Raw genomic sequence first — 26,256 nt, 5'->3', positions numbered from 1 at the left:
GGACACAAGGCGACCTCAGCGCGATGACCGAGATTGACACCATGACCACCGCGATCCTCTCCGGCGCCGACAGCGGCCGCCGCCCCGCCATCGCCCCGGACGGCTCCCCCGTGCTTGACGTCGTCATCCCGGTCCACAACGAGGAAACCGACCTCGAACCGTGCGTCCGGCGGCTGCGCGCGCACCTCGTGGAGCAGTTCCCGTACCCGTTCCGGATCACCGTCGCCGACAACGCCAGTACCGACGGCACCCTGCGGGTCGCCGAACGGCTGAGCCGCGAATTCGACGACGTCGAAGCCCGCCACCTCGACCAAAAGGGCCGCGGCCGCGCACTGCGCTCGGTCTGGTCCACTTCGGACGCTCCGGTGCTCGCGTACATGGACGTGGACCTCTCGACCGATCTGGCCGCGCTCGGACCACTCGTCGCGCCGCTGCTGTCCGGTCACTCCGATCTCGCCATCGGCAGCAGGCTCGCCCGCGGCGCGCGGGTGGTGCGCGGGCCGAAGCGTGAGTTCATTTCCCGCTGCTACAACCTGATCCTGCGCGGCACGCTGGCGGCGAGGTTCAGCGACGCGCAGTGCGGTTTCAAGGCCATCCGCGCCGACGTCGCCGAGCGGCTGCTCCCCCATGTCCAGGACACCGGCTGGTTCTTCGACACCGAACTGCTCGTCCTGGCGCAGAAGGCCGGGCTGCGGATCCACGAGGTCCCCGTCGATTGGGTGGACGACCCGGACTCGTCGGTGAACATCATCGCCACCGCGACCGCCGACCTCAAAGGGATCGCGCGGCTGGCCAAGGCGACGATGACCGGACGGATCCCGATCAGCGGCCTGCGGGAACAACTCGGCCGCGCGCCGATCCAGGTACAGGCGCCGGGCGTGGCGCCGAGCCTGGTGCGGCAGCTGGTGCGGTTCGCCGCCGTCGGCGTCGCCAGCACCATCGCCTACCTCGTGCTTTTCCTGCTGCTGCGGACGTTCACCGGCGCGCAGGCGGCGAACCTCGTCGCACTGCTGGTGACCGCGATCGGCAACACCGCGCTCAACCGGCGCCTGACGTTCGGCATCCGCGGCCGGGAAGGTGCCGGGCTGCACCAGTTCCAGGGCCTCATCGTGTTCGGCCTCGGGCTCGCGCTCACCAGTGGCGCGCTGGCGCTGCTGCACACGATGACGGCTCCCGGCCTGCCGCTCGAGATCACCGCGCTCGTGCTCGCGAACCTCGCGGCCACCGTCCTGCGTTTCCTGCTGCTGCGCGGCTGGGTGTTCCGCCGCCGCCCCGCCACCGAGATGGAGAGCTGACCCCATGACCACCGCACTCGCTTCCCGGGTGGGCCCCGGCCACGCCGCGGAGAACGCCACGAAACCGCCCGGCCGCTGGGTCCGGCCCGCCGTCTTCGGGCTGCTCGCGGCCACCGCGCTGCTGTACCTCTGGAACCTGACCGCCTCCGGTTACGGCAACTCGTTCTACGCCGCGGCGGTGCAGTCCGGCACGCAGGACTGGAAGGCGTGGCTGTTCGGCTCGGTCGACGCCGGGAACGTGCTCACCGTCGACAAACCGCCCGCCGCGCTCTGGGTGACGACGGCGTTCGCCCGGCTCTTCGGCTTCTCCGGTTTCACCGTGCTGGCCCCGCAGGCCTTGATGGGTGTCGCCTCGGTCGGCCTGCTGTACCTGACGGTGAAGCGGACCTCCGGCCCCGTCGCCGGCCTCTTCGCCGGGGCGGCGTTCGCCGTCACCCCGGTCGCCGCGCTCATGTTCAGGTTCAACAACCCCGACGCGTTCCTGACCTTGCTCCTGATCGCCGGCGGGTACTGCACGATCCGCGCGATCGAGAAGGCGAGCCCGCGCTGGCTGGCCTTCGCCGGCGTCGCCATCGGGTTCGGCTTCCTGACCAAGATGATGCAGGCGTTCCTGGTGCTGCCCGCGTTCGGCCTCGCCTACCTGATCGCGGCACCGGCGTCGCTGGGGAAACGGCTGCTCCACTTGGCAGGCGCGGTGGTCGCGGTGGTCGTCTCGGCGGGCTGGTACATCGCGCTGGTCGACCTGTGGCCGACGGACTCGCGACCGTACATCGGGGGCTCGGACGGCGACAGCCTGCTCGAACTGGCCTTGGGCTACAACGGACTCGGCCGGATCTTCGGCAGGGGTGGGGGCGGCATGGTGGTCGGCCCCGGTGGCTCTGTCGGCTCCGTCGGCGGGAATGTCGGTTTCGGCGGCGAGAGCGGCCTGACCCGGATGTTCGGCGCCAGTTTCGGCGGTGAGGTGTCGTGGCTGCTGCCCGCGGCGCTGATCGGGCTGGTCGCGGGGCTGTGGTTCACCAGGCGGGCCGCCGGGACCGACCGGACGAGGGCCGCGCTGATCGTGTGGGGCGGCTGGATGCTCGTCACCGCGCTGGTGTTCAGCTTCATGAGCGGCATCGTGCACCCGTACTACGCCGTCGCGCTGGCGCCGTCGATCGCCGCCGTGGTGGCGATCTCCGGGACCTCGTTGTGGCGCGGCCGGGCGCACCTCGCGCCTCGGGTGTTCCTGTCGCTGATGATCGCGGCCAGCGCCGTCTGGGCGTACATTCTGCTGGACCGCGACGCGGACTGGCTGCCCGCGCTGCGCTGGATCATCGCCGGGCTCGGCCTGCTGACCGCGACCGTGGTGCTGGTCGGTGTGCCGCCGGCGCGCAAACTCGTCGCCGTCGTCGCGACGGCCGCCGTCCTGACCGTCGGGCTCGGCACCACCGCGTACGGCATCGAAACCGCTTCGCAGGCGCACTCCGGCTCCATCCCGCTCTCCGGCCCGTCGACCGGCGGTGAACGGGGAATGGGCATGGGAATGGAGGAAGGCTCGTCCGCGGAGATCGGGGCCGCGCTCGCCGCGACCACGACGAAATGGGCCGCCGCGACGACGAGTTCGCAAGCGGCGGCGAGCCTGGAACTCGCGAGCGGGAAGTCGGTGATCGGCATCGGCGGCTGGAGCGGCGGGGATCCCGCCCCGACACTGGCGGAATTCCAGCAGTACGTGGCGAAGGGGGAAATCACCTACTACGTCGAAGGCGGCCGTGGCGGTGGCCCCGGCGGACGCTCGAACGAAATCTCCGAATGGGTCGCCGAGAACTTCACCGCCACCACGATCGGCGAGCAGACGGTGTACCACCTGCTCTCCTGAAAAATACGTCGACAAACGTTGGGGCGCACGGGAATCCTGGACGGCGTGAATCGGCCGTACCGCTGGGATCTCGTGCGCCCCGACCAGCTCGGGACGCTACTGGAGCGCGCCGGAAAGCCGTCGCTGTGGTTTCTGGACGAACTGATCGAATGCGCCGCGAAGGTGATCGCCCGCGCCGGTGACGCGGATCTGTACTTCGTCGGGCGCTCCGCGGACAGCGTGCACGACCTGCTGAGCGGAACCCCTTGGCGGGAACGGATCCACCAGTTGCCGTTGTCGTTCGCCGGCACCTGGAACGGTCTCACCGAGTCCGATGTGGACACTCTTCGCGGGTATCTCGCTTCGGCGGGACTGAGCCCGCACGACCTGGCCCGCGGACGGCCGAAGGTGTTCGTCGACCTCGTCTACACAGGACAGACGTTCACCGGCCTCTACGGACTGCTGCGGAACTGGATCGACGATGAGCGCGAGGCCTGGAGCATCATCCGCGGGCGGCTCCGGTTCCTCGGGATCACCATCCGGGAGGACACGAGCCCGTCGGCCTTCCGCTGGCAGCAGCAGTTCGACTGGCCCGCCGACCTGCCCTCGAACGGCGTCCGGAACATCTCGCTCGACGAGCCGGTCTGGCTCTACTTCGGCAACACGCAGCCCAAGCTCACGGCGTCGTTCCCGCGGCCGCGGTGGTCGGACGAGAACGGCCGCGCGCCGGAGCATTCGGAGAAGCGGCTGCGGGGGCTGGCCGAGGCGGTCGAGATCGTCGAGGCGGGCCGCTCGAAGGCCGGGCGGGACCTGCTGGTGCGGCATCTGCGGAAGGAACCGGCGATGGCGGAGAGCTGGTTGCGGACGCTGATCACACGGCTGCGCTGACCGACCTCGTGAGTGGTAAGGACGGTTAGAACCGTCCTTACCACTCACGAGACGGGACCGACAGCTGCCTTTCACCTGCCCCTCAGCCGCCCCACAGGTTCACGGCGCACCCTGGAAGCAGGGAATCACCCAGGGGTGAGGAGAAGACCATGAGGGAGCTTCCACACTGGCACACGGCGAGCGCGCAAGGGCCGCGCGAGCACAACGCGGACGCCGTCGCGGCGTATGCGCCCCCAGGCGGACGAGGGATCGTGTTCGCGCTGGCCGATGGAGTCGGAGATCACCCGAACGCGGCACACGCGGCGCGGACGGCGGCCTCGGCGGCGGCCAGGACGCCGGCCGAGCAAGGGGCGATCGGGGCCGTTCTCGCTGCTCAGCGGGCCGTGCTCGCCCTCGGCGAGGCGGGTGACTGCGTCCTCGTCGTGGCCGTGCGGACCGACGAGGGGTATGGCATCGCCTGGGTCGGGGACGCACGGGCGTACGCTTGGGACGGTTACACCGTGCGGCAGGTGACGAAGGACCATACGCTCGCGCAGTACTTCCGCGACCACGGACAACCCGTGACACCGCGGATGGAACACGTCGTCACCACCAGCGTCCGCACGGCCGGTGCGCACGAGATCGGCACGGCCACCGTCACGACCGGCGGGCTCGTGCTCACCAGCGACGGTGTGCACAAGACGCTCAGCGGCCAGACCATGCTCGACATCCTCGGGATGCCGGACAGGGCGGCCACCGAGCTGGTGCGGACGGCGATCTCGCTCGGTGGCTCCGACAACGCCACCGCGCTCGTGGTGGATCCGCCCGGCGCGGACGTCACCACGGAAAAGTTTCGCGTCGCGGCCTGAACCGGGCGGTCAGGCCGCGACGCGATCCCGTTTGAGCTGCCGGTATTCGCGCAGGACCAGCACGACGATCACCACGTCGAGGGCGGCGAAGAACGGCAGCGCGAGTGAATGTGTGTGGATCGCGCGGAAGATCTCGTAGACCACGAACGCCGAGAGCACCACGGCGGCGACGGGGTACGCCCGCATCACCTTCTTCGCCAGCGCCCAGACCAGGCCGAGTTTGATCAGCCCGTGCGCCACGAGGTACACGACGGCGAACGTCCGGCCCTCGGCGAAGTGGCCGGCGGCGAGTTCGAGGTGCCGGGCCAGCGTCCCTTCGGGGTCGCCGAGCAGGTCCCGGGTGACGACGGCGTGCGCGAAGCCGGAGATGACCGACGCCGGCACGATCAGCAGGACCAGCCCGCCGACCAGCTGCAATGCGCCGTCGAGCCCCTTCAGGGCGATGGCGATCCGGAACAGCTTCTCGGTGCTCATGTCACCTGACCCTGCCGCACCTCGCCGCCGCTCGCAGCCGCCGTCACCGGAACAGGCGGTCCTGGCAGGCCGGGCACCGCTCGTGCCGCGCGATCCGCCCGGAGAGGTCCCTGCCGTAGAAGGGGAAGCACGGCGCACCGCAGACGGCGAGATAGATCCGCCCGCAGCGCAGCGGCCGCTCGCCGACGTGGTGGGCCACGAGCAGCGCCCGGTGGCGGTCACCCGCTTCGGGCAGCCAGCCGTCGTCCGGCAGCTTCGCGAGCACGTCGGCGTTGACGTCGTCCGAACGGGCGAGCAGTGCCGTGCCGAGGTCGGTGAGCCGTTCCCCGAGATCACGGAGGACGTCGGCGCGCGGCACGTCCTCTTCGACCATCCGGGTGACGAAGCCGATGTCGTCGCTCAAGGAGCCGTGGAGGTCCCGGAGCCGGTCGAGCAGGCGGTGATCCATGCCCTTCCATTGAGGCGTTGCGTCACCGCAAGGGAAGACTCAGGACGCGTAGGTGACACGGCCGTCCATGACCGTGGCGGTGACGGGGATGTCGCGCAGCCCGGCCGGGGACAGCCGCGCCGGATCCACCGCGGTGACGACCAGGTCCGCCACGTCCCCGACGGCCACCGACGTCCGGCCACCGGACGACGCGGCGAGCGCGGCCTCCAGCGGCATGGCCTGCTCGGGATGCCACGGCGGGCGCTCGTCGTCGGTGCGGCTGACCGCCGACGCGATCGCGTCCCACGGGTCCAGCGGCGCGACCGGCGCGTCCGAACCGAACTCCAGCGTCACCCCGGAGCGGTGCAAGGCGCCGTACGGAAACGCCCGATCGGTCCAGCCATGCCAATGCCGGTCGGCGACGTCGCGGTCGTCCGGCTGATGGGCGGGCTGCACACTCGCCACGACCCCCAGTTCAGCGAAGCGGGTGACGTCCTCGGCACGCAGCAGTTGCGCGTGCTCGATGCGGCCCGCGCAGCCGACCTTCGCGAAGGCGTCGAGCGCGATCTTGTTGGCGTGGTCGCCGATCGCGTGCACCGCGGGCGAAAGACCGTGTTCGGAAGCCTTGCGCATCAACGGTTCCAGCTCCCCGGGCGGTAGTTCGAGCAGCCCGTGGGACTCGGTTCCGGCGTAGTGGCCGACGCAGTACGCGGTGCGCGTGTTCAGCGAACCGTCGACGAACAGCTTGAACGGGCCGACCGTGAGCAGTCCGCCGCTGCCCTCCAGGACGTCTCCGGAGTGGTGGCCGCGTTCGATGGCGGTGTCGAGCAGGTACTTCGCGATCACGCAGGAAACCCGGACCGGCAGGGGTTTCCGCGCCTGCCGTCGCCGCCAGTCGGTGACCGTGTCGGCGTATTCGTAGTCGACGATCCTGGTGACGCCGCGGGCGGCCGCGGCGTCGAGGGCATCGGCCACCCAGCCGTCGATGACGTCCTCGGGAGCGATCGGGAGTTCGGCCGTCGCGCTCATGCAGTCGTTCTCCAGCAGCACCCCGGTCGGATGCTCGCGGCCGATGAGCCTGAGCGCGGCCGGGCTGAGCCACAACGTGTGGAGGTCGGCGCTGAACAGCGCGACCGGATGCCCGGGCAGCGCCTTCTGCAGCAGATCCTTGTGCGGGGCGTCGGGCCAGAGTCCGTCGCGGAAGCCGGCGCCGAGCACGAGCTCGCCGGGCGGCGCGGGATTCGCCAGCAGATGTGCCAGCACGAGCTCGACCGTGTGCGCGGCGGAAGTCGCCTCCCCCAGCGGGATCCGGCGGCGCGCGGCCGACCACTGGGCGGTGTGCACGTGCGCGTCGACCAGGCCGGGCAGCAGGGTGCCGCCGTGCCCGTCCAGGATCTCCGACGCCTCACCCGCCTGCCCCGGCCCCGCGATGGCCGCGATCCGGCCGCCCTCGATCCGCACGTCCGACAGGGAACCCGCCAAGCCGACCCGGACCCGGCGCAACAGAAGATCGTCCACGCCCTCACCTTGCCAGCCCAGCCGCGTTTAGTCCTCTGGATGCGCTCCTTGCGTACGCCCCCGGCCGCGTTTAGTCCTCTGGATGCGGTGGTTCGCGATGCCAACTACCGCATTCAGAGGACGAAACGCGGGAGTGGTCAGGAGCGGGCGAAGGTGAGCTTTCCGAGCGCGGCGACCAAGGGCGCGAGTTCCGGGAGTTCTTCGGCGGCGGCCAAAGCCTCGGTGAGGACGGCGTCGTGCGTCGGCCGCGCGGCCGCGAGCAGCTCCTGCCCCGACGGCGTGACCTCCGTGTAGATCCCCCGCCGGTCGTCCGGGCACAGGTACCGCTGCAGCAGTCCCCGGTCCTCCAGCCGCGACACCAGCCGGGTCGTCGCCGACTGGCTGAGCACGACGGCGTTCGACAGCTGGTTCATCCGCAGATGGAAACCGTCCTGACGGGCGAGCACGTCCAGCACGGTGTACTCGCTGACGGACAGCGAGTGCTCCTGTGCCAGCGCGCGCTCCAGCGCGTCCTCGATCCGCGCGTGCAGTGCGGCCAAGGTCCGCCAGCCCTGCGCGCGTGCCTCCACGGCGTCGTCGGCCAGTGACACGGTTCACCTCTTCCCCGGTTGCCCGAGCTTCGTTGCGTCATGCATCATCAAGCGTGTGCAATATACGGCGCGTGCAACTATTTCAGACGCCCGTAGTTGCCAACGCCAGACAACACCACTCTACGGGAAGAAGTGAGCCTCCAATGCCTGCCGCTCTGCTCGCACTGGCGATCAGTGCCTTCGGTATCGGCACCACCGAGTTCGTGATCATGGGCCTGCTGCCCGAGGTCGCGGGCGACTTCGGCGTCTCGATCCCCTCCGCCGGACTGCTGATCTCCGGATACGCGCTGGGCGTCGTGGTCGGTGCCCCGCTGCTGACCGCGCTCGCGTCGCGGGTGCCGCGCAAGACGGTCCTGGTCGGCCTGATGGTCCTGTTCATCGCCGGCAACGTCGTTTCCGCGCTGGCCCCCACCTACGGCCTGCTGATGACCGGTCGCGTGGTCGCCGCGCTCTCGCACGGCGCGTTCTTCGGCGTCGGCGCGGTCGTCGCCGCCTCGCTGGTCGCGCCGACCAAGCAGGCGGGCGCCATCGCGATGATGTTCACCGGCCTGACCGTCGCCAACGTCCTCGGTGTCCCCGCCGGGACCGCGCTCGGCCAGGCGCTGGGCTGGCGTTCGACGTTCTGGGCGGTCAGCGCGCTCGGCGTGATCGGCCTGATCGGGATCCTCGCGCTGGTTCCCGTGCAGGCGACGACGAAGAGCGCCGGGTTGCGGAGCGAACTGGCGGTGTTCCGGCGTCCGCAGGTGTGGCTCGCGCTGGCGATGACCGCGCTCGGCTTCGCCGGGGTGTTCGCGTCCTTCACCTACATCGCCCCGATGATGACCGAGGTCGCCGGCTTCTCCCCCGGCGCGGTGACCTGGCTGCTGGTGCTGTTCGGTGGCGGCCTGTTCGTCGGCAACCTGCTCGGCGGCAAGGCGGCCGACCGGTCACTGATGCCCAGCCTGTACGTCATCCTCGCCGTGCTCGCGGCCGTGCTGGTCGTGTTCGTCTTCACCGCGCACGCCCAGCTCCCCGCCGCGATCACCATCGCGGTCTTCGGCGCCGCCGGTTTCGCGACCGTCGCGCCGCTGCAGGCCCGCGTCATGAACAAGGCCGAAGGCGCGCCCGCGCTGGCTTCGGCGGCCAACATCGCCGCGTTCAACCTCGGCAACGCCGGGGGCGCGTGGCTCGGCGGCAAGGCCATCGACGCCGGCCTCGGCTACACCGCGCCCAACTGGATCGGCGCCGCGCTCGCGCTCGCCGGACTGCTGGTCGCGGTCATCTCCGGCATGCTCGACAGCGGGCGGCGAAAGGCTCGTCGCGCCGAACTGGCCCCCGCCGCCTGACCCGCAAGTACCCACGAAAGGAACGCAAGTGACCGACATTCCCACCGTCGAGCTCAACAACGGGGTGGAGATGCCGCAGCTCGGGTTCGGCGTCTTCCAGGTGCCGGACGAGGAGACCACCGCCGCGGTCAAGGCCGCGCTGGACGCGGGCTACCGCAGCATCGACACCGCCGCCATCTACGGCAACGAAGCGGGCGTCGGCAAGGCGCTCGCCGAGTCCGGGATCCCGCGCGACGAGCTGTTCATCACCACCAAACTGTGGAACAGCGAACAGGGCTACGACGCCACGCTGAAGGCGTTCGACGCCAGCCTGGCCAAGCTGGGTCTCGAGAAGCTGGACCTCTACCTCATCCACTGGCCGACGCCGGAGCGCGATCTTTACCGCGACACGTGGAAGGCCTTCGAGAAGCTGTATGCCGACGGCCGGGTGCGCGCGATCGGAGTGTCCAACTTCCAGCCCGCGCACCTGGAACGGCTTCTCGACGTCGGCTCGGTGACCCCGGCGGTCAACCAGGTCGAGGTGCACCCGTACCTGCAGCAGGCCACCGTGCGCGAATTCGACGCGAAGCACGGCATCGCGACCGAGGCGTGGAGCCCGCTGGCCAAGGGCGGCGACCTGCTCGGCGAGGGCGCGATCACCGCGCTGGCTTCGAAGCACGGCCGCACGCCGGCGCAGGTCGTCCTGCGGTGGCACCTGCAGCTCGGCAACGTCGTGATCCCGAAGTCCGTGACGCCGTCGCGGATCAAGGAAAATCTCGACGTCTTCGGGTTCACGCTGTCGGAGGAGGACATCGCTTCGCTGTCCGTGCTGGACCGGGGCGAGCGGACCGGACCGGATCCCGACACCTTCAACGTCGCCTAGTCGTCAGCCTCGTGAGTGGTAAGGACGGTTCTAACCGTCCTTACCACTCACGAGGCTTTGGGTGTTCGCAGGTCGCGGGCGTAGCTCGTTGTTTCGGCACGAGCCCGCTGCGTAGCCGGTTACTATTCGGCCGCACAGACGGCACTTGTGCGAAAAGAGGTAACCGACGATGCAGGCCCGAGGACGCGCCGTCCTCGCGACACTTCTGCTCGTGGCGTTCCCGGTGGTGGTCGTCGCGGTGGGTGTCGCCAGTGTGCTGGCAGGCCTGCGGATCCAGGGCAAGATCGGCACCTACGTCATGCTCGGCGGGCTCGCGATCATGATCGCGCTCGGCTTCGGGCTGGCGAGCGCGCTGCGGGCGCGGCGTCCCCCGATCGAGGGGCCGCGGCTGGACCGCGAAGCGCATCCCGCGCTGTGGCGGATGATCGACGACCTCGCCGCCCAGGTGAAGACGCGGCCGCCGGACGAGATCGTGCTGATCGGCGAGATCAACGCCGCGGTCAGCGAGGACGCCCGGTTCCTCGGTCTGCGGCCGGGCCGCCGCACGATGCTGATCGGGCTGCCGCTGATGGCCGCGCTGAGTGTGAGCGAGCTGCGCGCGGTGCTCGCGCACGAACTCGGCCATTACAGCGGCGGCCATACCCGCCTGCTCGCGCTGACCTACCGCGGCACCCAGACGCTCGCGTTCACCGTCGACAGGCTGGACGGCGGCCCCGCCAGGGCGTTGCTCTCCGCGTACTCGAAGCTGTACCTCCTGATCGCGCGGTCGGCGAACCGGCGGCAGGAACTGCAGGCCGACGAGGCGTCCGTGCTCGCGGCGGGCAGCCGGACGGCGGCCGCGGCGTTGCGGAAGGTCGCGACGCTGAGCCCGCTGTGGAAGGACTACTCCGAGCGCTATCTCTCGCTCGGCGTGGCGGCGCGGCGCACTCCCGCCGTTTTGCTGGGGTTCCGGTCGTACCTCAACCACCCCGTCCAGCGGGACTGGGTGACCGAGTACGCCGACGACATCATCGACGGCGAGGAGCTGTCGAAGTACGACAGCCATCCGCCGACGAAGCGGCGGATCGCCGCGCTGGCGGGCGTGCCGGACAACCCGGTGAAGCCGGACGCGCGGCCGGGGTGGTCGCTCCTGGGCGCGCCGAAGATCGACGTGCCCGAGGCGGAGCTGGCCGTGCTGGTCCGCGACGCCGGACCGCGCGCCGACTGGGACGAAGTCGTCAAACGCGCGGGCCGCGCGTCGGTGGCGGAGGGCGCGAGGCTGCTGACCTCGGCCGGGATCGAGAGCAGGCTGGCTCCGCGCGGCACGATCGGCGAGGTCGTGCGGGTGCTGCGCGACGGGGACGCCGACGCGCTCGCCAAACCCCTGCGGGCGCCGTCCCGCGAGGAGAGCCTCGATCTGCTCACCGGACTGTTCGCCGACACCGTCACCGCCGCGATGATCGACAACGGCGTCGCCGCCCACCGCCTGAACTGGGGCGGCGGCTGGGAACTGTGTCTCGGCGACGGCGAGCCGTTCGACGTCGCCGAACTGGTCGGCCCGGCGGTGCGGAGCCCGCGCGCGGTCGACGAACTGGTCCACAACCTGCAACTGCTGAGCGTGCCTGCCGGGTACTTCTGCAAGCAGGAGCCCCAGCCGGAGCCGGATCCCGCCGAAGCACGGATGCTCGGGATGTTCACCGCTCTCAAGGCCAAACGGAAGCTCTACGACCTGATCGTCTGCGACACCGAAGTGGTGCTGCTGCCGATGGCGCGTTCGGTGCTGATCCGCCGCGGCCTCGCCGGCCTGATCGGGGCACGCGGCGTGTCGGACCGCAAGCGGATCCGGAAGCTGCGAGAGCGCGGCCTCGACGATCTGCGCGCCGAACCGGGCGCCCGGCGGATCCCGTTCCCGGACATCGTCGCGGGCGGTTTCCCCCGCCGGAAGCTCACCGCGTACGTGACGCTGGAGCTGTCCGACGGCGAGACGCTGGAACTGGCCTTCACCGGCAACACCGAGGATTTCGGGACCGCCCACGACGAGCTGACGGCGTTCTTCGGGTCGCTGAGGGCTTGAGGCGCGCTTTCGTGTTCGGTCTCGCTTCGCGCACGTCGCGAAAGTGGCTTTCGCGACACGCGCGCCAGCGGCGAAGCGCGCGCTGACGATCGAACCTGGAACGACGGCCAGCCCGCCCCCATACAGGTTGCGAAAGCCACTTTCGCAACCCTCAACGTTGCGAAAGTGGCTTTCGCAACCCAGCCGCCAGCGGCGAAACTGCACCAACCGCCACACGGGAGGAACGGCCCTCCACGCACGTCGCGAAAGTGGCTTTCGCGACACGGACGCCAGTGGGCGAAGCGCGCGCTGACGATCGAACGTGGAAGGACGGCCAGCCCGTCCCCATACAGGTTGCGAAAGCCACTTTCGCAACCCTCAACGTTGCGAAAGTGGCTTTCGCGACACGCGCGCCAGTGCCGAGCCCCGCACGACCCCTAAGGCTTGACCCCCACGCCGCCGAGGCTCAGGTGGTTCAGCTCGGTCAGCGGCGCGAGACGCGGCCCCTCGGGCCACCATTCGTGCAGGTGGACGACGCCGGGCTCCAGGATCTCCAGCCCGTCGAACAGCGACTCGATCTCGTCGCGGCCGCGGTGCACGGTGCGGTGCCCGGTGCTCGCCATCAGGTCGTCGAGCTTCCGGGCGAGCGCGCCGCGTGCGCCCTCGCCCGGGGTGAAGTCGTGGGTGATCAGCACGTAGGAGCCGGGCGCGATCGCGTCGACGTACGCGCGGACGACGGACCGCGCCTCGTCGAGGTCCTCGATGTGGTGCAGCACCGAGTTCAGGATCACCGCGACCGGGCGGTCGAACTCGATGTGCTCGGCGACCACCGGATCGGCGAGGGTCTGCTCGGGGTCGGTCAGATCGGCGCCGCTGACGTGGACGAGGAGGTCCTCCAGCAGCGCCAGCCCGTGTGCCTGGACGACCGGGTCGTGGTCGACGTAGACGACCAGCGCGTCCGGGTTGTACCGCTGCGCCGCCTGATGCGTGTTCTCCGAGGTGGGCAGGCCGGAGCCCAGGTCGAGGAACTGGTCGATCCCGCGGGCGCCGGCGAGGAACCGGACCACCCGGTTCGCCCAGGAGCGGAACTCCTTGGCCATCGCCGCGGCGTCGGGGGCGAGGGCGAGCAGGTCCTCGACCGCCCGCCTGTCGACCTCGTAGTGGTCGTGCCCGCCGAGAAGGACGTCCTTCATCCGGGCGAGGTTGGGCTTGCTGTAGTCGAGGGGAAGGGGACGCCTCGGCACAGACCGGACCTCGTCCGAAGTCATGGACACGTTCCACCCTTCAGCCGCGCACGGGCCGCGCGAACGCGCCCACGGCTCCCTCGACATCGACGGACCGTACACAGATTACGACATGGCGTGCTGTCACGTGAACCTCCCCAAGGGCCTTGCTCACCTGCGACGATCACCCGAAGGCGAGCTCACGCCACGTGACTCCGCCGTCCGTGGTGCGGTACACGGCGGACCCGCCGTCGGCGTCGGGCAGGCCGTCCACGACCACGCCGACCCGCTCGTCCGGGAAGTCCAGATCGTTGAGGCAGACGCCGCGGCCGCTGAGCACGGTCGTCGTCCAGGTCGATCCGCCGTCGGCGGTGCTGTGCAGGAATCCGGTGCCGCCGCCTTCCGCCGCGACGGTCGCCGCCGTGGGCGAAGCCGCGCTGAAGCTCTGGTCGATCCCGAGGACGGGTGCCTGCGCCGTCGCGGTGAAGTGCCCGCCGAGCTTCGGCGCGCGCCACAGCCGCCGGACGGTCGCCCCCGGCTGCGGCGTCCCCGGTCCTCCGCTGCACAGCGCCAGCACCTGCCCTCGCCGGACGCCGCTCAGCGAAGCCGAACTGTCCGCCGGGCAGGGCGGTGGCGCGGCCGCGAAGGTCAGACCGTCCGACGACGTCCAGTACTTCTGGACGCGATGGTCCGCCCCCATCGAAACCTGGATCCCGCCGCTGGTGGCGATGTCGCCGTAGGTCGAGGAGCCGGTGACGGTGAATCCCGGGACCGGCAGGAGCAGCCGCGTGCCGGAGATCCCGGCGTACAGCGTCGTCGTCGACGGGGTGCCGAATCCGGTGACCATCGCGAACACCCGCGGACCCGCTTCGGCGATCTTCGAAATATAGAAGGGTTCCCGCACCCCGGCGAGGCGGACTTCGGACCATTTGGCGCCACCGTCGTGGCTGGCGAGCAGCCGGGTGCCGTCGGAGAGGAACGCGTCGCGCCCGTCGATCACCGTGAGTTTGACCTGATTGTGGTTGTCCGGCAAGGAGATCGGCGGTTCACCGACGCGGCGCCACCGTTCTCCGCCGTCGGTGGTCGCCAGCAGCGAGGCGCACCATCCGGGTCTCCCGCACGGCGAGAACCCGAGGACGAATCCGTGCCGCGGCCCGGTCCAGCTCGTCGACGCGGGGGCGAATCCCTTGGGCACCTGGGCGTCGTCGGCGGCGGCGGGCGGGGTGAAGGTGGCCAGGGCGGTCAGTGCGGCGGCGGCGAGCGCGGCCCACCGGTTCGGCTTCATGACCACGGGACGTCCGGCCCCCGCCCGGGTTGCCCGCCGTTCGGGGTGAACCCCCAGCTCATCTCCGGTACTCTCGCAAACCTTGTTTCGCCCGGGGCCGGACCGGGTATACGGCGTTCGGCCGGTGAGACGGAGGTAGCACCGATGGGCGACGCGGGTGCGCGTGCTGGTGGTGATGAGGAAGAAGACCCCGGGACCACTCAGCGCCGGTTCAGCCTGAACGTCCACGACCCGGACCATCTGCCGCGCAGGCTCGCCGGCCGGTACGAGGTCGGGGAGCTGCTCGGCCGTGGCGCGACCGCGCGCGTCTTCCGCGCCTGGGACATGCGCGAAGGGCGCGAAGTCGCGCTGAAACTGTTCCACGCGGACACGATGGCCAGGGACGAGCGCCGCCGGGAGCAGGAGATCCAGACCCTCAGCGCGGTCCGCCACCCCGGGCTGGTCCCGCTGTACGACGCGGGCTCAGACGACGGCTACACCTACCTCACGATGCGCCTGGTCGAGGGCCCGAACCTGGCCCAGCGCCTGCGGTCCGGCCCGCTCCCCCAGGACGAGGTCGTCGAGCTGGCCGCCCGGCTGACCGACGCGCTCGCGCACGTCCACGCGCACGGCATCACCCACCGTGACCTGAAACCGGCGAACATCCTGATCGCCGAAGACGGCCCGTTGATCGGCGACTTCGGGGTGGCGCACGCCTTCGACGCGACCAGGGTGACCGAGACCGGCGGCGTCGTCGGCACGGCGGCGTACATGGCGCCCGAACAGGTCCGCGGCGAGAACGTCGGCCCGCCCGCCGACATCTATTCGCTCGGCCTCGTCCTGCTCGAATGCCTGTCCGGACAGCGCGAGTACACCGGGACCCCGGTCGAGGCCGCGGTCGGGCGGCTGCACCGGCCACCCCGCATCCCGAGCGGGCTGTCGGTGACCATGACGACGCTGTTGCGCGGGATGACCGCGCGGAAGCCGTCGCAGCGCCCGACGGCCGCGGCCATCGCGCGGATCCTGCTGGAGGATTCCACCGGGACGAAGGTGGTCCGGCTCGCCCCCGCTACCCGGAAGCGGGCGGCCGTGGTCGCCGCCGTCAGCGCGCCCGCCGCCGCGATCACCCTGGGTGTCATGCTGGCCCTCAATCAGACGGGGTCGCCCGCGCCGGTCCAGCCGGGCGGCCTGCTTCCCCCGGCGGTGAGCGGCTCGTCCGCCCCGGTGGCAGGCCAGGAAACGCGTGCCGTGCAGTCTTCGGAGGCCGTCGAAGTGCCGACCAGCGGCCCGAAGGCGAGCAACGGCACCGTCGTGGTGACCGAGGCCGTCCCGGCCTCCGGGGAGCCGTCCCACACCGAAAGCACCGAGGCCACCTCGGCAGCGAGGGACACGACCACCGCCGGCGACCGGCGGAGCACCTCGGGCAAGCCGAGCAAGACCAGGCCCGGCCCGCCGACGAAGAGCAGCAGGCCAGGGCCACCCGGCTGAGCGACCGCGCAGCAGGGTGTCCACTGTGGACGATGATGGGAGACGGCGATGACCTACATCAACGACCCGCGAGAGCCGCAGGAAGAAATCGTCGAACAGACACCCGGCAGGATCCGCGTCGTGCGTGTCGTCAACGCCATCGTCCACGCGGTGTGCTGGATCTCCGCGCTGGTGCTGATCGTGCACATCCTGCTGGTGTTCGGCGAAGCCAACCCGGGCAACGGGTTCGCGCAGCTGATCGACCAGTGGTCGCGCGCCGTCTCGCTCGGGCTGCGGAACCTGTTCACCCCGGACGGCCTCAAGCTCCGCACCCTGTTCAACGACGGTCTCGCCGCGTTGCTGTGGCTGATCATCGGCGGCGTGGTGACCGACCTGGTCTCGCGGATCGGCCTCCCCGGCCCGAAACGGGTCTGGTACCGCCGCTCCGTCAATTGAGCGAGCCCGGTTTCCCGTCCGGGGCGTCACCCGCCTGGGCCTGCTCGGCCTGGGCGTCGGCGACCTCCGGGGCGGCCGTGGCCTCCGCGGGCCGCGGGTGTTCCGGCTCGTGCTCGGCCTCGAAATGCTCACGGCACCAGCGGCCGTAGCGTCTGGCGTGCACGGTCATCGCGGCACCTCCTTCCCCGCCACAACGATCCCCCAGTTCTGTGACGCGCGCCACTCGTTTACCCGGCGAATCGGGTGACGATCTCGGCGCAGAACGCGGGCAGGTCGTCCGGATTGCGGCTCGATGTCAGGTTTCCGTCGGTGACGACCTCCTGGTCGACGACGGTTCCGCCGGCGTTGCGGATGTCGGTGCGCACGCTGGGATACGACGTGAGCGTGCGGCCGCGGACGACGTCGGCCTCGACCAGCGTCCACGGGCCGTGGCAGATCACGCCGACGGGTTTGCCGCTGTTCACGAAGTCGCGCACGAAGCGGACCGCGTTCTCGTCCGCGCGCAGATTGTCCGGATTCATCGTGCCGCCGGGCAGCACGAGCGCGTCGAAGTCGGCGACCGTGACGTCCTTGACGACGCGGTCCACGGTGAACTTGTCCGCCTTGTCGATGTCGCCGTTCATGGCCTGGATCTCGCCGGGCTCCAGCGAGACGACTTCGGCCGTCGCCCCGGCGTCGGTGACCGCCTTGCGCGGCTCGACCAGCTCGACCTGTTCCACGCCGTCCGCGGCGAGGATGGCCACGCGGCGTCCGTTCAGCGATGTCGCCATCGGGTTCCCTCCTGAGGTCGTAGTCGCTCTCGGACTACCCCGGACCGCGACCGCCGAACCATGGGCATGAACTCCCGCCACGGCGGGTATCTGCCCGCATGCGACTTCGGCGAGCGGACCTGGGGTCCCCCGGTATCCGGAGGCGGCGCAGAGGTCGTGGCTTCGGCTATCTGACCCCGGACGGCGAGCCGCTGAAGGACGGGGAAACGATCGAGCGGATCAACGCGCTCGCCATCCCGCCCGCATGGCGGCGCGTGTGGATCTCCCCGCACCAGAACGCCCACATCCAGGCGGTCGGGATCGACGACGCCGGACGGAAGCAGTACCTCTACCACCCCGCATGGCGACGGGCCCGGGACGAAGAGAAGCACGAGCGAGTCCTCGCGCTGGCACGAAAGCTGCCCAAGCTGCGTAAAGCGGTCCAAGAGGACCTCGACTCGCGTGGCCTGAAGCGGGAACGCGTGCTCGCGGGTGCCCTGCGCATGATCGACCTCGGGGTCTTCCGCACCGGCGGCGAGAGCTACGCCGACGAGCACGGCACCCACGGGGCGGCGACGTTGCTGTGCGAGCACGTCGAACTCCGCGGCGAATGCCTGGTGTGCGACTACCCCGCGAAACACGGCATCCAGCGGAAGGTCCGGCTGCGGGACGAGGCACTGGTGCGGCTGGTCCGCTCCCTCCGGCGGGTGCGGGGCGGTGACATGCGCCTGCTCGCCTATCGCGACGGCGACGGCTGGCACGAGGTGCAGGCCGACGACATCAACGACCGGCTCCGGGAGATCGTCGGCGACGGCTTCACCGCCAAGGACCTGCGCACCTGGAACGCCACCGTCCTGGCGGCTTCGGCCTTCGCGGACACGGAAAAACCGTCCAGCGAACGAGGGTTGAAGCGGGTCGAGAAGGCCGTGATGACCGAAGTCGCCGAAGGGCTCGGCAACACGCCCACCGTGGCGCGACGGTCCTATGTGGACCCTCGGGTGATCGAGGCGTACCGGCGGGACCGGACCATCGGACGCGCGGTACGGCGAGCCGCGAAGGCGGCCGGCCCCGACGAAGCCCGCGACATCGTGGAGCGGGCGGTGGTGCGGCTACTGAACGGGTCGTGAGGCTTCGATGGCGAGGACGGCGATGTCGTCGTGCGTCCCGCTGCCGAGCCATTCCCGCACCGCGGAGCGGACCCTGGCGACCACCTCGCGACCGGACATTCCCTGGCAGCCGGCCAGCAGTTCACGCAGCCGCTCGTCGCCGAACAGGTCCGACGGCCGCTCGTGGTGCCGCGCTTCGGTGATCCCGTCGGTGTAGAGCAGGCAGACGTCGCCTTCGGCCAGCCGGATGGCCGTCTCGGCGAAGCGGGCCTGCGGGGAGATCCCGACCAGCGTGCCGGGCAGGGTGATCTCGTCGACCCCGCCGCGACGGCGCACCACCAGCGGCGCGGGATGCCCGCCCGAGGCCAAGGTGACGCCGAGACCGTCTTCGTCCGCCAGCACCGAACCGAGCACCAGCGTGGCGAACCGGCCGCTGCCGCCGGTGATGAGCAGGGAGTTCAGCAGGCTCAGCAACGTCGTGTTGTCGTGCTCGACGAGGTCGAGCGCGGCGAGGGTCTGCCGGACCCGGCCGGTGAGCGCGGCCGCCTCGGCACCTTTGCCGCAGACGTCGCCGAGGACGAACATCGCGCCGCCGCCTTCGCGCGGCAGGACGTCGTAGAAGTCGCCGCCGACGTCGAGCAGGCCGCCAGAGGGCTCGTACCAGACGTCGAACCTGGCGCCGTGCACGTCCGGGGGCGGCGTCGGGCGCAGCGTGGTCTCCAGGCCGCGGGTGGCCTCCTCCTGGCGGGCGTAGCGGTGCGCGTTCGCCAGCGCCGTCCCGGCCGCGCGGGCGAACTCGGTCACCGCTCGCGGATGGTCCTCGCCGAACGCGGGCGCGCCGCGCCTGCCGAGCACCACCGCGCCGGTGACCCCGGATCCGCCGTCGAAGCCCAGTGAGACCACGGTCACCGACGAATGGACGGCGAGCCGTTCCGCGACGATCGCGGGCAGGGTCGCGATCTCCTCCTCCGGGACCGCCTTGGCCTCGAGTTCGTCCGTGGAGGCGAAGGTGCCGGCGAGCACCGGTGCCAGCTGGGCGGGAACGCGCCTGATCCGGCCGTGCCCGTGGGTGGTGCGGTGATCGCAGCTCCACCACTCCCACCGGCCACGTGTGGTCGGCAGGAGCACGAAGACACAGTCGCCGAGTTCGGCCGCGGCGACCTCGGCGATCACCTTCGCCGTCCCGTGCCGCCCCCGCGCGGAGGCGAGCCGGGGCGCCGAAGCGGCGAGGAAGCCGTCGACGCGCGGGCCGTCGGCCGCGACCGCGGAGGTCACCGTCCACGCGTGCCAGCCGCCGGGCAGCGTCCGGATCCGGGCCGGGAACCGGCGGCCGGTGTGCTCGACATGCCCGACGTCGGGGCCTTCCGCGGTCAGTACCGGGCGGCCGCCGCCGAACAGCTCGCGGGCGGCGGGATTCGACCAGCGCAGCGCGCCGCCGACGTCCTGCACGAGCACCGCGTCACGGACGTCTTCGAGCAGCTCACGCCAGAACCGCCCGGATTCGGGCAGGGCTCCCTCGCTCGCCGGGGGCGACGACTCCGAGGGGAGCGACGTCGAGGCCGGGGCGGGCCGTGACACCATTCCCGGACCTCCTCCTGCCTTGCGGGTAGCGCAGTGTGAGCGGGCGGACTGGCTCGAAGTGTAGGTCGAATCATGGCACGCTGATGCGACGACCATGGCTTGGCATGCGTGGTGGAGAGGGTCGACACAGATGACACAGCACTCCCAAAGGGACCGGATCCCCGTGGAAGGTGGTGGCGGCCAGGTGGACGAAGCCACCCTGGAACGCCTCCTCGCGGCGGCTCGTGACCTCGGGGACGGCAACTTCCGGCGGCGGCTCGTGGCGCACGGCGACGGGCTCGCGGCCCAGCTCGCGGGCGCCTTCAACGACATCGCCGAACGGAACCAGCGACTGGTGACCGAACTCCTGCGTGTCCGCGAGGCGGTCGGCAAGGAAGGCAGGCTGACCGAGCGGGTGGCGGCCGAGATCGGCCCCGGCGGCTGGGCCACCGCGGTCGACGTCGTCAACGGCCTGATCGAGGACGTGAGCAGGCCCACGGCCGAGCTCAACCGGGTTCTCGGGGCGGTCGCCGAGGGCGATCTGTCCGAGCCGATGCCCCTGGAAGTCGGCGGGCGGCCGCTGCAGGGTCAATTCGCCGAAGTCGCGAAGACGGTCAACGGGCTGATCAAGCAGCTTTCGCGGTTCGCGACCGAGGTCACCAGAGTGGCCCGCGAGATCGCCACCGAAGGACGGCTCGGCGGCCAGGCCGAGGTTCCGGGCGTGGCGGGCACCTGGCGTGATCTCACCGACAACGTCAACGTCATGGCCAGCAACCTGACCGACCAGGTGCGCAACATCGCCCAGGTGACCACCGCGGTGGCCAGGGGCGACCTGACCCAGAAGATCAACGTCGACGCGCGCGGCGAGATCCTGGAGCTCAAGAACACCGTCAACATCATGGTCGACCAGCTCTCGTCGTTCGCCGACGAAGTGACCCGGGTGTCGCGCGAGGTGGGTAGCGAAGGCCGTCTCGGCGGCCAGGCGCAGGTCCCCGGCGCGGCGGGCACATGGCGCGACCTCACCGACTCGGTGAACCTGATGGCCGACAACCTGACCGACCAGGTCCGCAACATCGCCCAGGTGGCGACCGCGGTCGCGCAGGGCGACCTGTCCCAGAAGATCAACGTCGACGCCAAGGGCGAGATCCTCGAACTCAAGAACACCCTGAACACGATGGTCGACCAGCTGTCCTCGTTCGCGGACGAGGTCACGCGGGTGGCGCGCGAGGTCGGCAGCGAAGGCCGTCTCGGCGGCCAGGCGACCGTGCCGGGCGTGGCGGGCACCTGGCGCGGGCTCACCGACTCGGTGAACCAGATGGCGGACAACCTGACCGACCAGGTCCGCAACATCGCCCAGGTCACCACCGCGGTGGCGAAGGGCGACCTGACCCAGAAGATCACGGTCGACGCGCGCGGCGAGATCCTCGAACTGAAGACGACCGTCAACACGATGGTCGACCAGCTCTCGTCGTTCGCCGACGAGGTCACGCGGGTCGCCCGCGAGGTCGGCACGGAAGGTCAGCTCGGCGGTCAGGCGCAGGTGCCGGGCGTCGCCGGGACCTGGCGCGACCTCACCGGGTCGGTCAACTTCATGGCGAACAACCTCACCGCGCAGGTCCGGAACATCGCCCAGGTGGCGACGGCGGTGGCGAAGGGCGACCTGTCGCAGAAGATCGCCGTCGACGCCAAGGGCGAGATCCTCGAACTCAAGAACACGCTGAACACCATGGTGGATCAGCTGTCGGCGTTCGCGGACGAGGTCACCCGTGTCGCCCGCGAGGTCGGCAGCGACGGGCGGCTCGGCGGTCAGGCGCAGGTGCCCGGCGTGGCCGGGACCTGGAAGGACCTCACCGACAACGTCAACTTCATGGCGAAGAACCTGACCGACCAGGTGCGGAACATCGCTCAGGTGACCACCGCCGTCGCGAAGGGCGACCTGACCCAGAAGATCATCGTCGACGCGCGCGGCGAGATCCTGGAGCTCAAGAACACCGTCAACATCATGGTCGACCAGCTGTCGGCGTTCGCCGACGAAGTCACCCGGGTGTCCCGCGAAGTCGGCACCGAGGGCAAGCTCGGCGGCCAGGCGCAGGTGCGCGGCGTCGCCGGGACCTGGAAGGACCTGACGGACAACGTCAACGTCATGGCCACCAACCTCACCGACCAGGTGCGGAGCATCGCGACGGTGACCACCGCGGTGGCGAACGGCGACCTGTCGAAGAAGATCTCGATCGACGCGCAGGGCGAGGTCGCGGTCCTCGCCGAGACGATCAACAGCATGGTCGAGACGCTGCGCGCGTTCGCCGACGAGGTCACCCGCGTCGCCCGCGAGGTGGGTACGGAAGGCATCCTCGGCGGCCAGGCCCGCGTGCCGAACGTGGCGGGCACGTGGAAGGCGTTGACGGACAACGTGAACGTCATGGCCGACAACCTGACCGGCCAGGTGCGGAGCATCGCGACGGTGACCACCGCGGTGGCGCAGGGCGATCTGTCGAAGAAGATCGACATCGACGCGCGCGGCGAGATCCTCGAACTCAAGACCACCATCAACACGATGGTCGACCAGCTCTCGGCCTTCGCCTCCGAAGTCACCCGTGTCGCCCGCGAGGTCGGCACGGACGGCACGCTCGGTGGTCAGGCGGAGGTGCCCGGGGTCGCGGGCACGTGGTCGCGGCTGACCGAAAGCGTGAACCAGCTGGCCGGGAACCTGACCACCCAGGTGCGGGCGATCGCGCAGGTGGCCACCGCGGTGACCGCGGGCGATCTGACCCGGCACATCACCGTCGACGCGTCCGGGGAGGTGGCCGAGCTCAAGGACAACATCAACCAGATGATCGCGAACCTGAAGGAGACCACCCGCGCGAACCGCGAGCAGGACTGGCTCAAGACCAACCTGGCCAGGCTGTCCGCGCTCATGCAGGGGCACCGCGATCTCGCGTCGGTGGCGTCGCTGATCCTCTCCGAGCTGACGCCGCTCGTTTCCGCGCAGCAGGGCGCGTTCTTCCTCGCCCGCGAAGACGAGCAGGAAGAGGTGGTCCTGGAGAGCATCGCGACCTACGGGCTGGCGAAATCCCAGACCGGGCTGCGGTTCTCCCCCGGCGAGTCGCTCATCGGGCAGGCCGCCGTCGACCGGCGCACGATACTGGTCCACGAAGCCCCGCCGGAGTACGCGCTCATCTCCTCCGGGCTCGGCTCGGCCGCGCCGGTGAACGTGATCGTGCTGCCGGTGCTGTTCCAGGGTGAGGTGCTCGGCGTGCTGGAACTGGCGACCATCAACGCCTTCAGCACCGTCCACATCGACCTGCTGGAGCAGCTGAAGGAGACCATCGCGGTCAACGTCAGCACCATCCAGTCGAACTCGCGCACCGAGGCGCTGCTGACCGAATCCCAGCGCCTGGCACAGGAATTGCGCGCCCGGTCCGAGCAATTGCAGGCGCAGCAACGGGAACTGCGCCGGTCCAACACGGATCTGGCGGAGAAGGCGGCGCTGCTCGCGCAGCAGAACCGCGACATCGAGGTCAAGAACAGCGAGATCGAGCAGGCGCGGCAGGAGCTCGAAGAGCGTGCCGGGCAGCTGACCATGGCGTCGCAGTACAAATCCGAGTTCATGGCGAACATGTCGCACGAACTGCGGACTCCGCTCAACAGCGCGCTGATCCTCGCGAAACTGCTTTCGGAGAACCCGGACGGGAATCTGTCGGAGAAGCAGATCCAGTTCGCGCGGACGATCTACTCGGCGGGCAGCGACCTGCAGCAGCTGATCAACGACATCCTCGACATGGCCAAGGTCGAGGCCGGACACCTCGACCTGCAGATGTCCGACGTCACGCTGCCCGAGGTGGTCGAATACGTCGAATCGATCTGCCGTCCACTCACCTCGGATAAGGGCCTGGAGTTCGCCGTCCTGATCGACCCGCCGGTGCCCTCGTCGATCCACACCGACGAACACCGCGTACAGCAGGTGCTGCGGAACCTGCTGTCCAACGCGGCGAAGTTCACCGACGAGGGCGGCGTGCGCCTGCACATCCGGATGGCCGATCCGGGCGAGGTCGAAGCCGACTCGCTCCGCAACGCCCCCGGTGTCCTCGCGTTCGCCGTCGAGGACACCGGGATCGGGATCGCGCCGGACAAACTCGCGATCATCTTCGACGCGTTCCGCCAGGCCGACGGCACCACCAGCCGCAAATACGGCGGCACCGGGCTGGGCCTGTCGATCAGCCAGCAACTGACCGAACTGCTCGGCGGCGAACTGCGCGTCCGCAGCGAACCCGGCAAGGGCAGCACGTTCACGCTGTACCTGCCGGTGAGCGCGTCGAACCTGGTCGTGCCGACCACCGCCGCGGCGAGCGGTGTCCCGCTGATCATGGCGGTGCCGCAGGTGATCCCGGTGACGCCGTCACAACGGTTCCACGGGGAGAAGATCCTGATCGTCGACGACGACCTCCGGAACGTCTTCGCGCTGGCCGCCGTGCTGGAACGCAACGGGCTGGAGGTCATCTACGCCGAAACCGGCGTCGCCGGCATCCGGGCGCTGGAACGGCACGAGGACACCGCGCTCGTCCTGATGGACGTGATGATGCCGGAACTGGACGGCAACGCCACCATCACCGCCATCCGCGCGGAGGCCGCGCACGAAGACCTGCCCGTGATCGCCGTCACGGCGAAGGCGACCGCGGAAGACAAGGCGCGGACGCTCGCTTCGGGCGCGGACGACTACGTGACCAAGCCCGTCGACACGGACAAGCTGCTGGACCTGATCGCCGCGCACCTGGAGGCCGATGCCGCGTCCAGCGGCCTCTCGCAGGCCGTGACGCCGTCGGACTCGTCGGAAACCGGCACGGACTGAGCAGGGGCTCCGGCGCCGTTGATGAGGGATTTGGGACGTTGAGCGTCCCAAATCCCTCATCAAACGACAGAACCCGCAGGCCAGGCGCCTGCGGGTTCTTTTGTGGAGCTGTGGAGCGGGTGACGGGAATCGAACCCGCGTAGCTAGTTTGGAAGACTAGGGCTCTACCATTGAGCTACACCCGCGTGCCCCCGGAGTACCGGGTGCGAAAACAGCTTAGCGTGACCCGCTAGGCTGTGCGCACACCCCCCGGGAGACCGGGGAAGTCACGGGATGTGGCGCAGCTTGGTAGCGCATCCGCTTTGGGAGCGGAGGGTCGCAGGTTCAAATCCTGTCATCCCGACCAGATGGGGCCGGACCTGCGGGTCCGGCCTTTTCTGTACCCCCGCTAGGCGACGTCGGAACGTTCAGTCCCACCACAGCACGACCGCCAGCCGACGGCGGGCGGCTTCCTCGTAGAAGTCGCGCAGGACGGTGTGTTCCCGAGCCAGTTGTCCGGCCTGATCATCGCCCAGAGCCAGCGCGTCCTTGCCCAGTTCGGTCTCGATCCGGCCCGAGTCCGACAGCATGACGGCGCGGACCGCATCGGGTGTCACGGCGAACAACGCTTCGGCGACCTCGCCGACCTGCGGTGGCTCCAAGGCGGTCACCGGGTGTTCCCAGATCGTCTCGGGATGATCCCGGTAGGCCGGGTTGACTTCTTCCGCACCTTCGAAACAACGCCGCAGCCGTGCCAAGGTCCGGCCGTCGGCTCCGGTGAGCGCCCAAACCCGTTTCAGGGTGGAAGGCCACCAATCCATGTCGAGGTGGTCCCCAGCCGGAGCCGAAGAGAAGGAGCAGAGCTCGTGCAGCGCTTCGACCGACCGACAGGCTGCGAGCCGCGTGGCCGGAATGCGAACGAGTTGCTGAGTCACCGCCATATGGTTCAGTGTGCCAAGGTCGGTGAACGCCGCACCTTCGAACTACCTGTTCCGGCTCGCCGCTACTCGTCGGCCGTCGCCTGTGCGGGCAGGATGGCGATCATGGAGATACGCCACGCCACCACCACCGACGCCCCTGCCGTGACCGCGCTCCTCACCGAGCTGGGCTACCCGGACAACAACGAGACCGACGTGCGTGGACGGCTCGAACGCTGGGCCCGTCATCCCGAAGGTGCCGCGTTCGTCGCGGAGGAGGACGGCAAGGTGGTCGGTGTCGTCGCGGTGGTCGCGATCCCGCTGCTCGAACGGCCGGGTTCGGTCGGGCGGATCGTGGCCTTGGTGGTGGACGAGACCCGGCGAGGTTCGGGCATCGGACGCGAGCTGGTCGCCGCGGCCGAGGCGGAGGCGCTGCGCCTGGGCTGCCACACCATGGAGGTCTCCAGTTCCCGCCACCGGACCGGCGCGCACGCGTTCTATCGCGCGCGGGGATACGAGGACCGCTGCGAGCACAGCGCCCGGTTCGTCCGCCGGTTGACCGCCTGACCGGCTCACGGAGGACTGAATGCGGTAAG

The 26,256-nt window shown here is 70.1% G+C and carries 22 protein-coding genes and 2 tRNA genes; 13 read left to right on the top strand and 11 right to left on the bottom strand.

Going from position 1 to position 26,256, the window contains the following annotated elements; translation table 11 throughout:
• Positions 1–23 precede the first annotated feature (23 nt).
• From ACZ3HL_RS01655 to ACZ3HL_RS01640, 4 genes are all read left to right on the top strand, one after another.
• Positions 24–1,295 carry a bifunctional glycosyltransferase family 2/GtrA family protein gene (locus ACZ3HL_RS01655; RefSeq protein WP_465528110.1) on the top strand — a complete coding sequence of 424 codons (1,272 nt, stop codon included), beginning with the start codon at positions 24–26 and terminating at the stop codon, positions 1,293–1,295.
• Positions 1,296–1,299: 4 nt separating this feature from the next.
• Positions 1,300–3,150, top strand: coding sequence for a glycosyltransferase family 39 protein (locus ACZ3HL_RS01650; RefSeq protein WP_465528108.1), 1,851 nt, complete (start codon positions 1,300–1,302; stop codon positions 3,148–3,150).
• 45 nt (positions 3,151–3,195) lie between these two features.
• Positions 3,196–4,017 carry a hypothetical protein gene (locus ACZ3HL_RS01645; protein ID WP_465528106.1) on the top strand — a complete coding sequence of 274 codons (822 nt, stop codon included), beginning with the start codon at positions 3,196–3,198 and terminating at the stop codon, positions 4,015–4,017.
• Positions 4,018–4,166: 149 nt separating this feature from the next.
• Positions 4,167–4,865, top strand: coding sequence for a PP2C family protein-serine/threonine phosphatase (locus ACZ3HL_RS01640; protein WP_465416468.1), 699 nt, complete (start codon positions 4,167–4,169; stop codon positions 4,863–4,865).
• Between the two features lie 9 nt (positions 4,866–4,874).
• Here the strand turns inward: ACZ3HL_RS01640 and ACZ3HL_RS01635 are convergent, their stop codons facing one another.
• From ACZ3HL_RS01635 to ACZ3HL_RS01620, 4 genes are all read right to left on the bottom strand, one after another.
• Positions 4,875–5,339, bottom strand: a complete 465-nt coding sequence (locus ACZ3HL_RS01635) for a DUF2127 domain-containing protein (protein ID WP_465416470.1) — start codon at positions 5,337–5,339, stop codon at positions 4,875–4,877.
• Positions 5,340–5,382: 43 nt separating this feature from the next.
• Positions 5,383–5,787, bottom strand: a complete 405-nt coding sequence (locus ACZ3HL_RS01630; RefSeq protein WP_465416472.1) for a hypothetical protein — start codon at positions 5,785–5,787, stop codon at positions 5,383–5,385.
• Between the two features lie 39 nt (positions 5,788–5,826).
• A complete protein-coding gene (locus ACZ3HL_RS01625) occupies positions 5,827–7,284 on the bottom strand; it encodes an amidohydrolase (RefSeq protein ID WP_465528104.1) in 1,458 nt (485 codons plus the stop codon).
• A 137-nt stretch (positions 7,285–7,421) separates the two neighbouring features.
• Positions 7,422–7,874, bottom strand: a complete 453-nt coding sequence (locus ACZ3HL_RS01620) for a MarR family winged helix-turn-helix transcriptional regulator (protein ID WP_465416476.1) — start codon at positions 7,872–7,874, stop codon at positions 7,422–7,424.
• Positions 7,875–8,017: 143 nt separating this feature from the next.
• Between ACZ3HL_RS01620 and ACZ3HL_RS01615 the strand changes: the two genes are divergently transcribed.
• The 3 genes from ACZ3HL_RS01615 to ACZ3HL_RS01605 all read left to right on the top strand — a co-directional run bounded on the left by ACZ3HL_RS01615 (position 8,018) and on the right by ACZ3HL_RS01605 (position 12,114).
• Entirely contained in the window at positions 8,018–9,199 is a 1,182-nt protein-coding gene (locus ACZ3HL_RS01615; RefSeq protein ID WP_465416478.1) for an MFS transporter, read from the top strand.
• A 28-nt stretch (positions 9,200–9,227) separates the two neighbouring features.
• Positions 9,228–10,061: an aldo/keto reductase gene (locus tag ACZ3HL_RS01610; RefSeq protein WP_465416480.1), complete on the top strand. Its 834-nt coding sequence runs from the start codon at positions 9,228–9,230 to the stop codon at positions 10,059–10,061.
• A gap of 169 nt (positions 10,062–10,230) precedes the next feature.
• Positions 10,231–12,114 carry a M48 family metalloprotease gene (locus tag ACZ3HL_RS01605; RefSeq protein WP_465528102.1) on the top strand — a complete coding sequence of 628 codons (1,884 nt, stop codon included), beginning with the start codon at positions 10,231–10,233 and terminating at the stop codon, positions 12,112–12,114.
• A gap of 416 nt (positions 12,115–12,530) precedes the next feature.
• Here the strand turns inward: ACZ3HL_RS01605 and ACZ3HL_RS01600 are convergent, their stop codons facing one another.
• Together ACZ3HL_RS01600 and ACZ3HL_RS01595 are read right to left on the bottom strand one after the other, a co-directional pair.
• Positions 12,531–13,361 (bottom strand): SAM-dependent methyltransferase, encoded by an 831-nt coding sequence (locus ACZ3HL_RS01600; protein WP_465416484.1) that lies wholly within the window; start codon positions 13,359–13,361, stop codon positions 12,531–12,533.
• 139 nt (positions 13,362–13,500) lie between these two features.
• The gene (locus ACZ3HL_RS01595) at positions 13,501–14,601 is read right to left on the bottom strand and encodes a sialidase family protein (RefSeq protein WP_465416486.1); all 1,101 of its coding nucleotides are present in this window, start codon (positions 14,599–14,601) and stop codon (positions 13,501–13,503) included.
• A 144-nt stretch (positions 14,602–14,745) separates the two neighbouring features.
• Between ACZ3HL_RS01595 and ACZ3HL_RS01590 the strand changes: the two genes are divergently transcribed.
• Complete coding sequence (locus ACZ3HL_RS01590) at positions 14,746–16,068, top strand: protein kinase domain-containing protein (protein WP_465528100.1); 1,323 nt, start codon at positions 14,746–14,748, stop codon at positions 16,066–16,068.
• 48 nt (positions 16,069–16,116) lie between these two features.
• Positions 16,117–16,503, top strand: coding sequence for a hypothetical protein (locus tag ACZ3HL_RS01585; protein WP_465528098.1), 387 nt, complete (start codon positions 16,117–16,119; stop codon positions 16,501–16,503).
• Here ACZ3HL_RS01585 and ACZ3HL_RS01580 read toward each other — a convergent pair.
• Both ACZ3HL_RS01580 and ACZ3HL_RS01575 read right to left on the bottom strand, forming a co-directional pair.
• A complete protein-coding gene (locus ACZ3HL_RS01580; protein ID WP_465416492.1) occupies positions 16,496–16,672 on the bottom strand; it encodes a hypothetical protein in 177 nt (58 codons plus the stop codon). The two genes, ACZ3HL_RS01585 and ACZ3HL_RS01580, sit on opposite strands and share 8 nt — an antisense overlap.
• Before the next feature lie 58 nt (positions 16,673–16,730).
• Complete coding sequence (locus ACZ3HL_RS01575; protein WP_465528096.1) at positions 16,731–17,273, bottom strand: type 1 glutamine amidotransferase domain-containing protein; 543 nt, start codon at positions 17,271–17,273, stop codon at positions 16,731–16,733.
• Positions 17,274–17,371: 98 nt separating this feature from the next.
• Here ACZ3HL_RS01575 and ACZ3HL_RS01570 point away from each other — a divergent pair, with 98 nt between their 5' ends.
• The gene (locus ACZ3HL_RS01570; RefSeq protein WP_465528094.1) at positions 17,372–18,379 is read left to right on the top strand and encodes a DNA topoisomerase IB; all 1,008 of its coding nucleotides are present in this window, start codon (positions 17,372–17,374) and stop codon (positions 18,377–18,379) included.
• Here ACZ3HL_RS01570 and ACZ3HL_RS01565 read toward each other — a convergent pair.
• Complete coding sequence (locus tag ACZ3HL_RS01565; RefSeq protein WP_465528092.1) at positions 18,362–19,939, bottom strand: SpoIIE family protein phosphatase; 1,578 nt, start codon at positions 19,937–19,939, stop codon at positions 18,362–18,364. The genes ACZ3HL_RS01570 and ACZ3HL_RS01565 overlap by 18 nt on opposite strands.
• 130 nt (positions 19,940–20,069) lie before the next feature.
• On the opposite strand from ACZ3HL_RS01565, the gene ACZ3HL_RS01560 reads away from it, so the two are divergent.
• Entirely contained in the window at positions 20,070–24,764 is a 4,695-nt protein-coding gene (locus ACZ3HL_RS01560; protein WP_465416501.1) for a HAMP domain-containing protein, read from the top strand.
• A 111-nt stretch (positions 24,765–24,875) separates the two neighbouring features.
• Here the strand turns inward: ACZ3HL_RS01560 and ACZ3HL_RS01555 are convergent.
• Positions 24,876–24,949, bottom strand: a tRNA-Gly gene (locus tag ACZ3HL_RS01555).
• Positions 24,950–25,033: 84 nt separating this feature from the next.
• Between ACZ3HL_RS01555 and ACZ3HL_RS01550 the strand changes: the two genes are divergently transcribed.
• Positions 25,034–25,110: transfer RNA gene (locus tag ACZ3HL_RS01550), tRNA-Pro, on the top strand.
• 61 nt (positions 25,111–25,171) lie between these two features.
• On the opposite strand, the gene ACZ3HL_RS01545 is transcribed toward ACZ3HL_RS01550, so the two are convergent.
• Positions 25,172–25,564, bottom strand: coding sequence for a hypothetical protein (locus ACZ3HL_RS01545; RefSeq protein WP_465528090.1), 393 nt, complete (start codon positions 25,562–25,564; stop codon positions 25,172–25,174).
• Between the two features lie 222 nt (positions 25,565–25,786).
• Between ACZ3HL_RS01545 and ACZ3HL_RS01540 the strand changes: the two genes are divergently transcribed.
• Complete coding sequence (locus ACZ3HL_RS01540; RefSeq protein ID WP_465528088.1) at positions 25,787–26,227, top strand: GNAT family N-acetyltransferase; 441 nt, start codon at positions 25,787–25,789, stop codon at positions 26,225–26,227.
• Positions 26,228–26,256: the final 29 nt, after the last annotated feature.

Source organism: Amycolatopsis sp. NPDC000009 (genome assembly GCF_055563465.1).
The sequence above is the reverse complement of the archived record's forward strand: the minus strand, read 5'-3'. Positions and strand labels throughout refer to the sequence as shown.

Coding starts and splice junctions, on each gene's coding strand:
- ACZ3HL_RS01655 (WP_465528110.1), top strand. CDS start 24: ATGACCGAGATTGACACCATGACCACCGCGATCCTCTCCGGCGCCGAC.
- ACZ3HL_RS01650 (WP_465528108.1), top strand. CDS start 1,300: ATGACCACCGCACTCGCTTCCCGGGTGGGCCCCGGCCACGCCGCGGAG.
- ACZ3HL_RS01640 (WP_465416468.1), top strand. CDS start 4,167: ATGAGGGAGCTTCCACACTGGCACACGGCGAGCGCGCAAGGGCCGCGC.
- ACZ3HL_RS01635 (WP_465416470.1), bottom strand. CDS start 5,339: ATGAGCACCGAGAAGCTGTTCCGGATCGCCATCGCCCTGAAGGGGCTC.
- ACZ3HL_RS01630 (WP_465416472.1), bottom strand. CDS start 5,787: ATGGATCACCGCCTGCTCGACCGGCTCCGGGACCTCCACGGCTCCTTG.
- ACZ3HL_RS01615 (WP_465416478.1), top strand. CDS start 8,018: ATGCCTGCCGCTCTGCTCGCACTGGCGATCAGTGCCTTCGGTATCGGC.
- ACZ3HL_RS01605 (WP_465528102.1), top strand. CDS start 10,231: ATGCAGGCCCGAGGACGCGCCGTCCTCGCGACACTTCTGCTCGTGGCG.
- ACZ3HL_RS01600 (WP_465416484.1), bottom strand. CDS start 13,361: ATGACTTCGGACGAGGTCCGGTCTGTGCCGAGGCGTCCCCTTCCCCTC.
- ACZ3HL_RS01595 (WP_465416486.1), bottom strand. CDS start 14,601: ATGAAGCCGAACCGGTGGGCCGCGCTCGCCGCCGCCGCACTGACCGCC.
- ACZ3HL_RS01590 (WP_465528100.1), top strand. CDS start 14,746: ATGGGCGACGCGGGTGCGCGTGCTGGTGGTGATGAGGAAGAAGACCCC.
- ACZ3HL_RS01585 (WP_465528098.1), top strand. CDS start 16,117: ATGACCTACATCAACGACCCGCGAGAGCCGCAGGAAGAAATCGTCGAA.
- ACZ3HL_RS01580 (WP_465416492.1), bottom strand. CDS start 16,672: ATGACCGTGCACGCCAGACGCTACGGCCGCTGGTGCCGTGAGCATTTC.
- ACZ3HL_RS01575 (WP_465528096.1), bottom strand. CDS start 17,273: ATGGCGACATCGCTGAACGGACGCCGCGTGGCCATCCTCGCCGCGGAC.
- ACZ3HL_RS01570 (WP_465528094.1), top strand. CDS start 17,372: ATGCGACTTCGGCGAGCGGACCTGGGGTCCCCCGGTATCCGGAGGCGG.
- ACZ3HL_RS01565 (WP_465528092.1), bottom strand. CDS start 19,939: ATGGTGTCACGGCCCGCCCCGGCCTCGACGTCGCTCCCCTCGGAGTCG.
- ACZ3HL_RS01560 (WP_465416501.1), top strand. CDS start 20,070: ATGACACAGCACTCCCAAAGGGACCGGATCCCCGTGGAAGGTGGTGGC.
- ACZ3HL_RS01545 (WP_465528090.1), bottom strand. CDS start 25,564: ATGGATTGGTGGCCTTCCACCCTGAAACGGGTTTGGGCGCTCACCGGA.
- ACZ3HL_RS01540 (WP_465528088.1), top strand. CDS start 25,787: ATGGAGATACGCCACGCCACCACCACCGACGCCCCTGCCGTGACCGCG.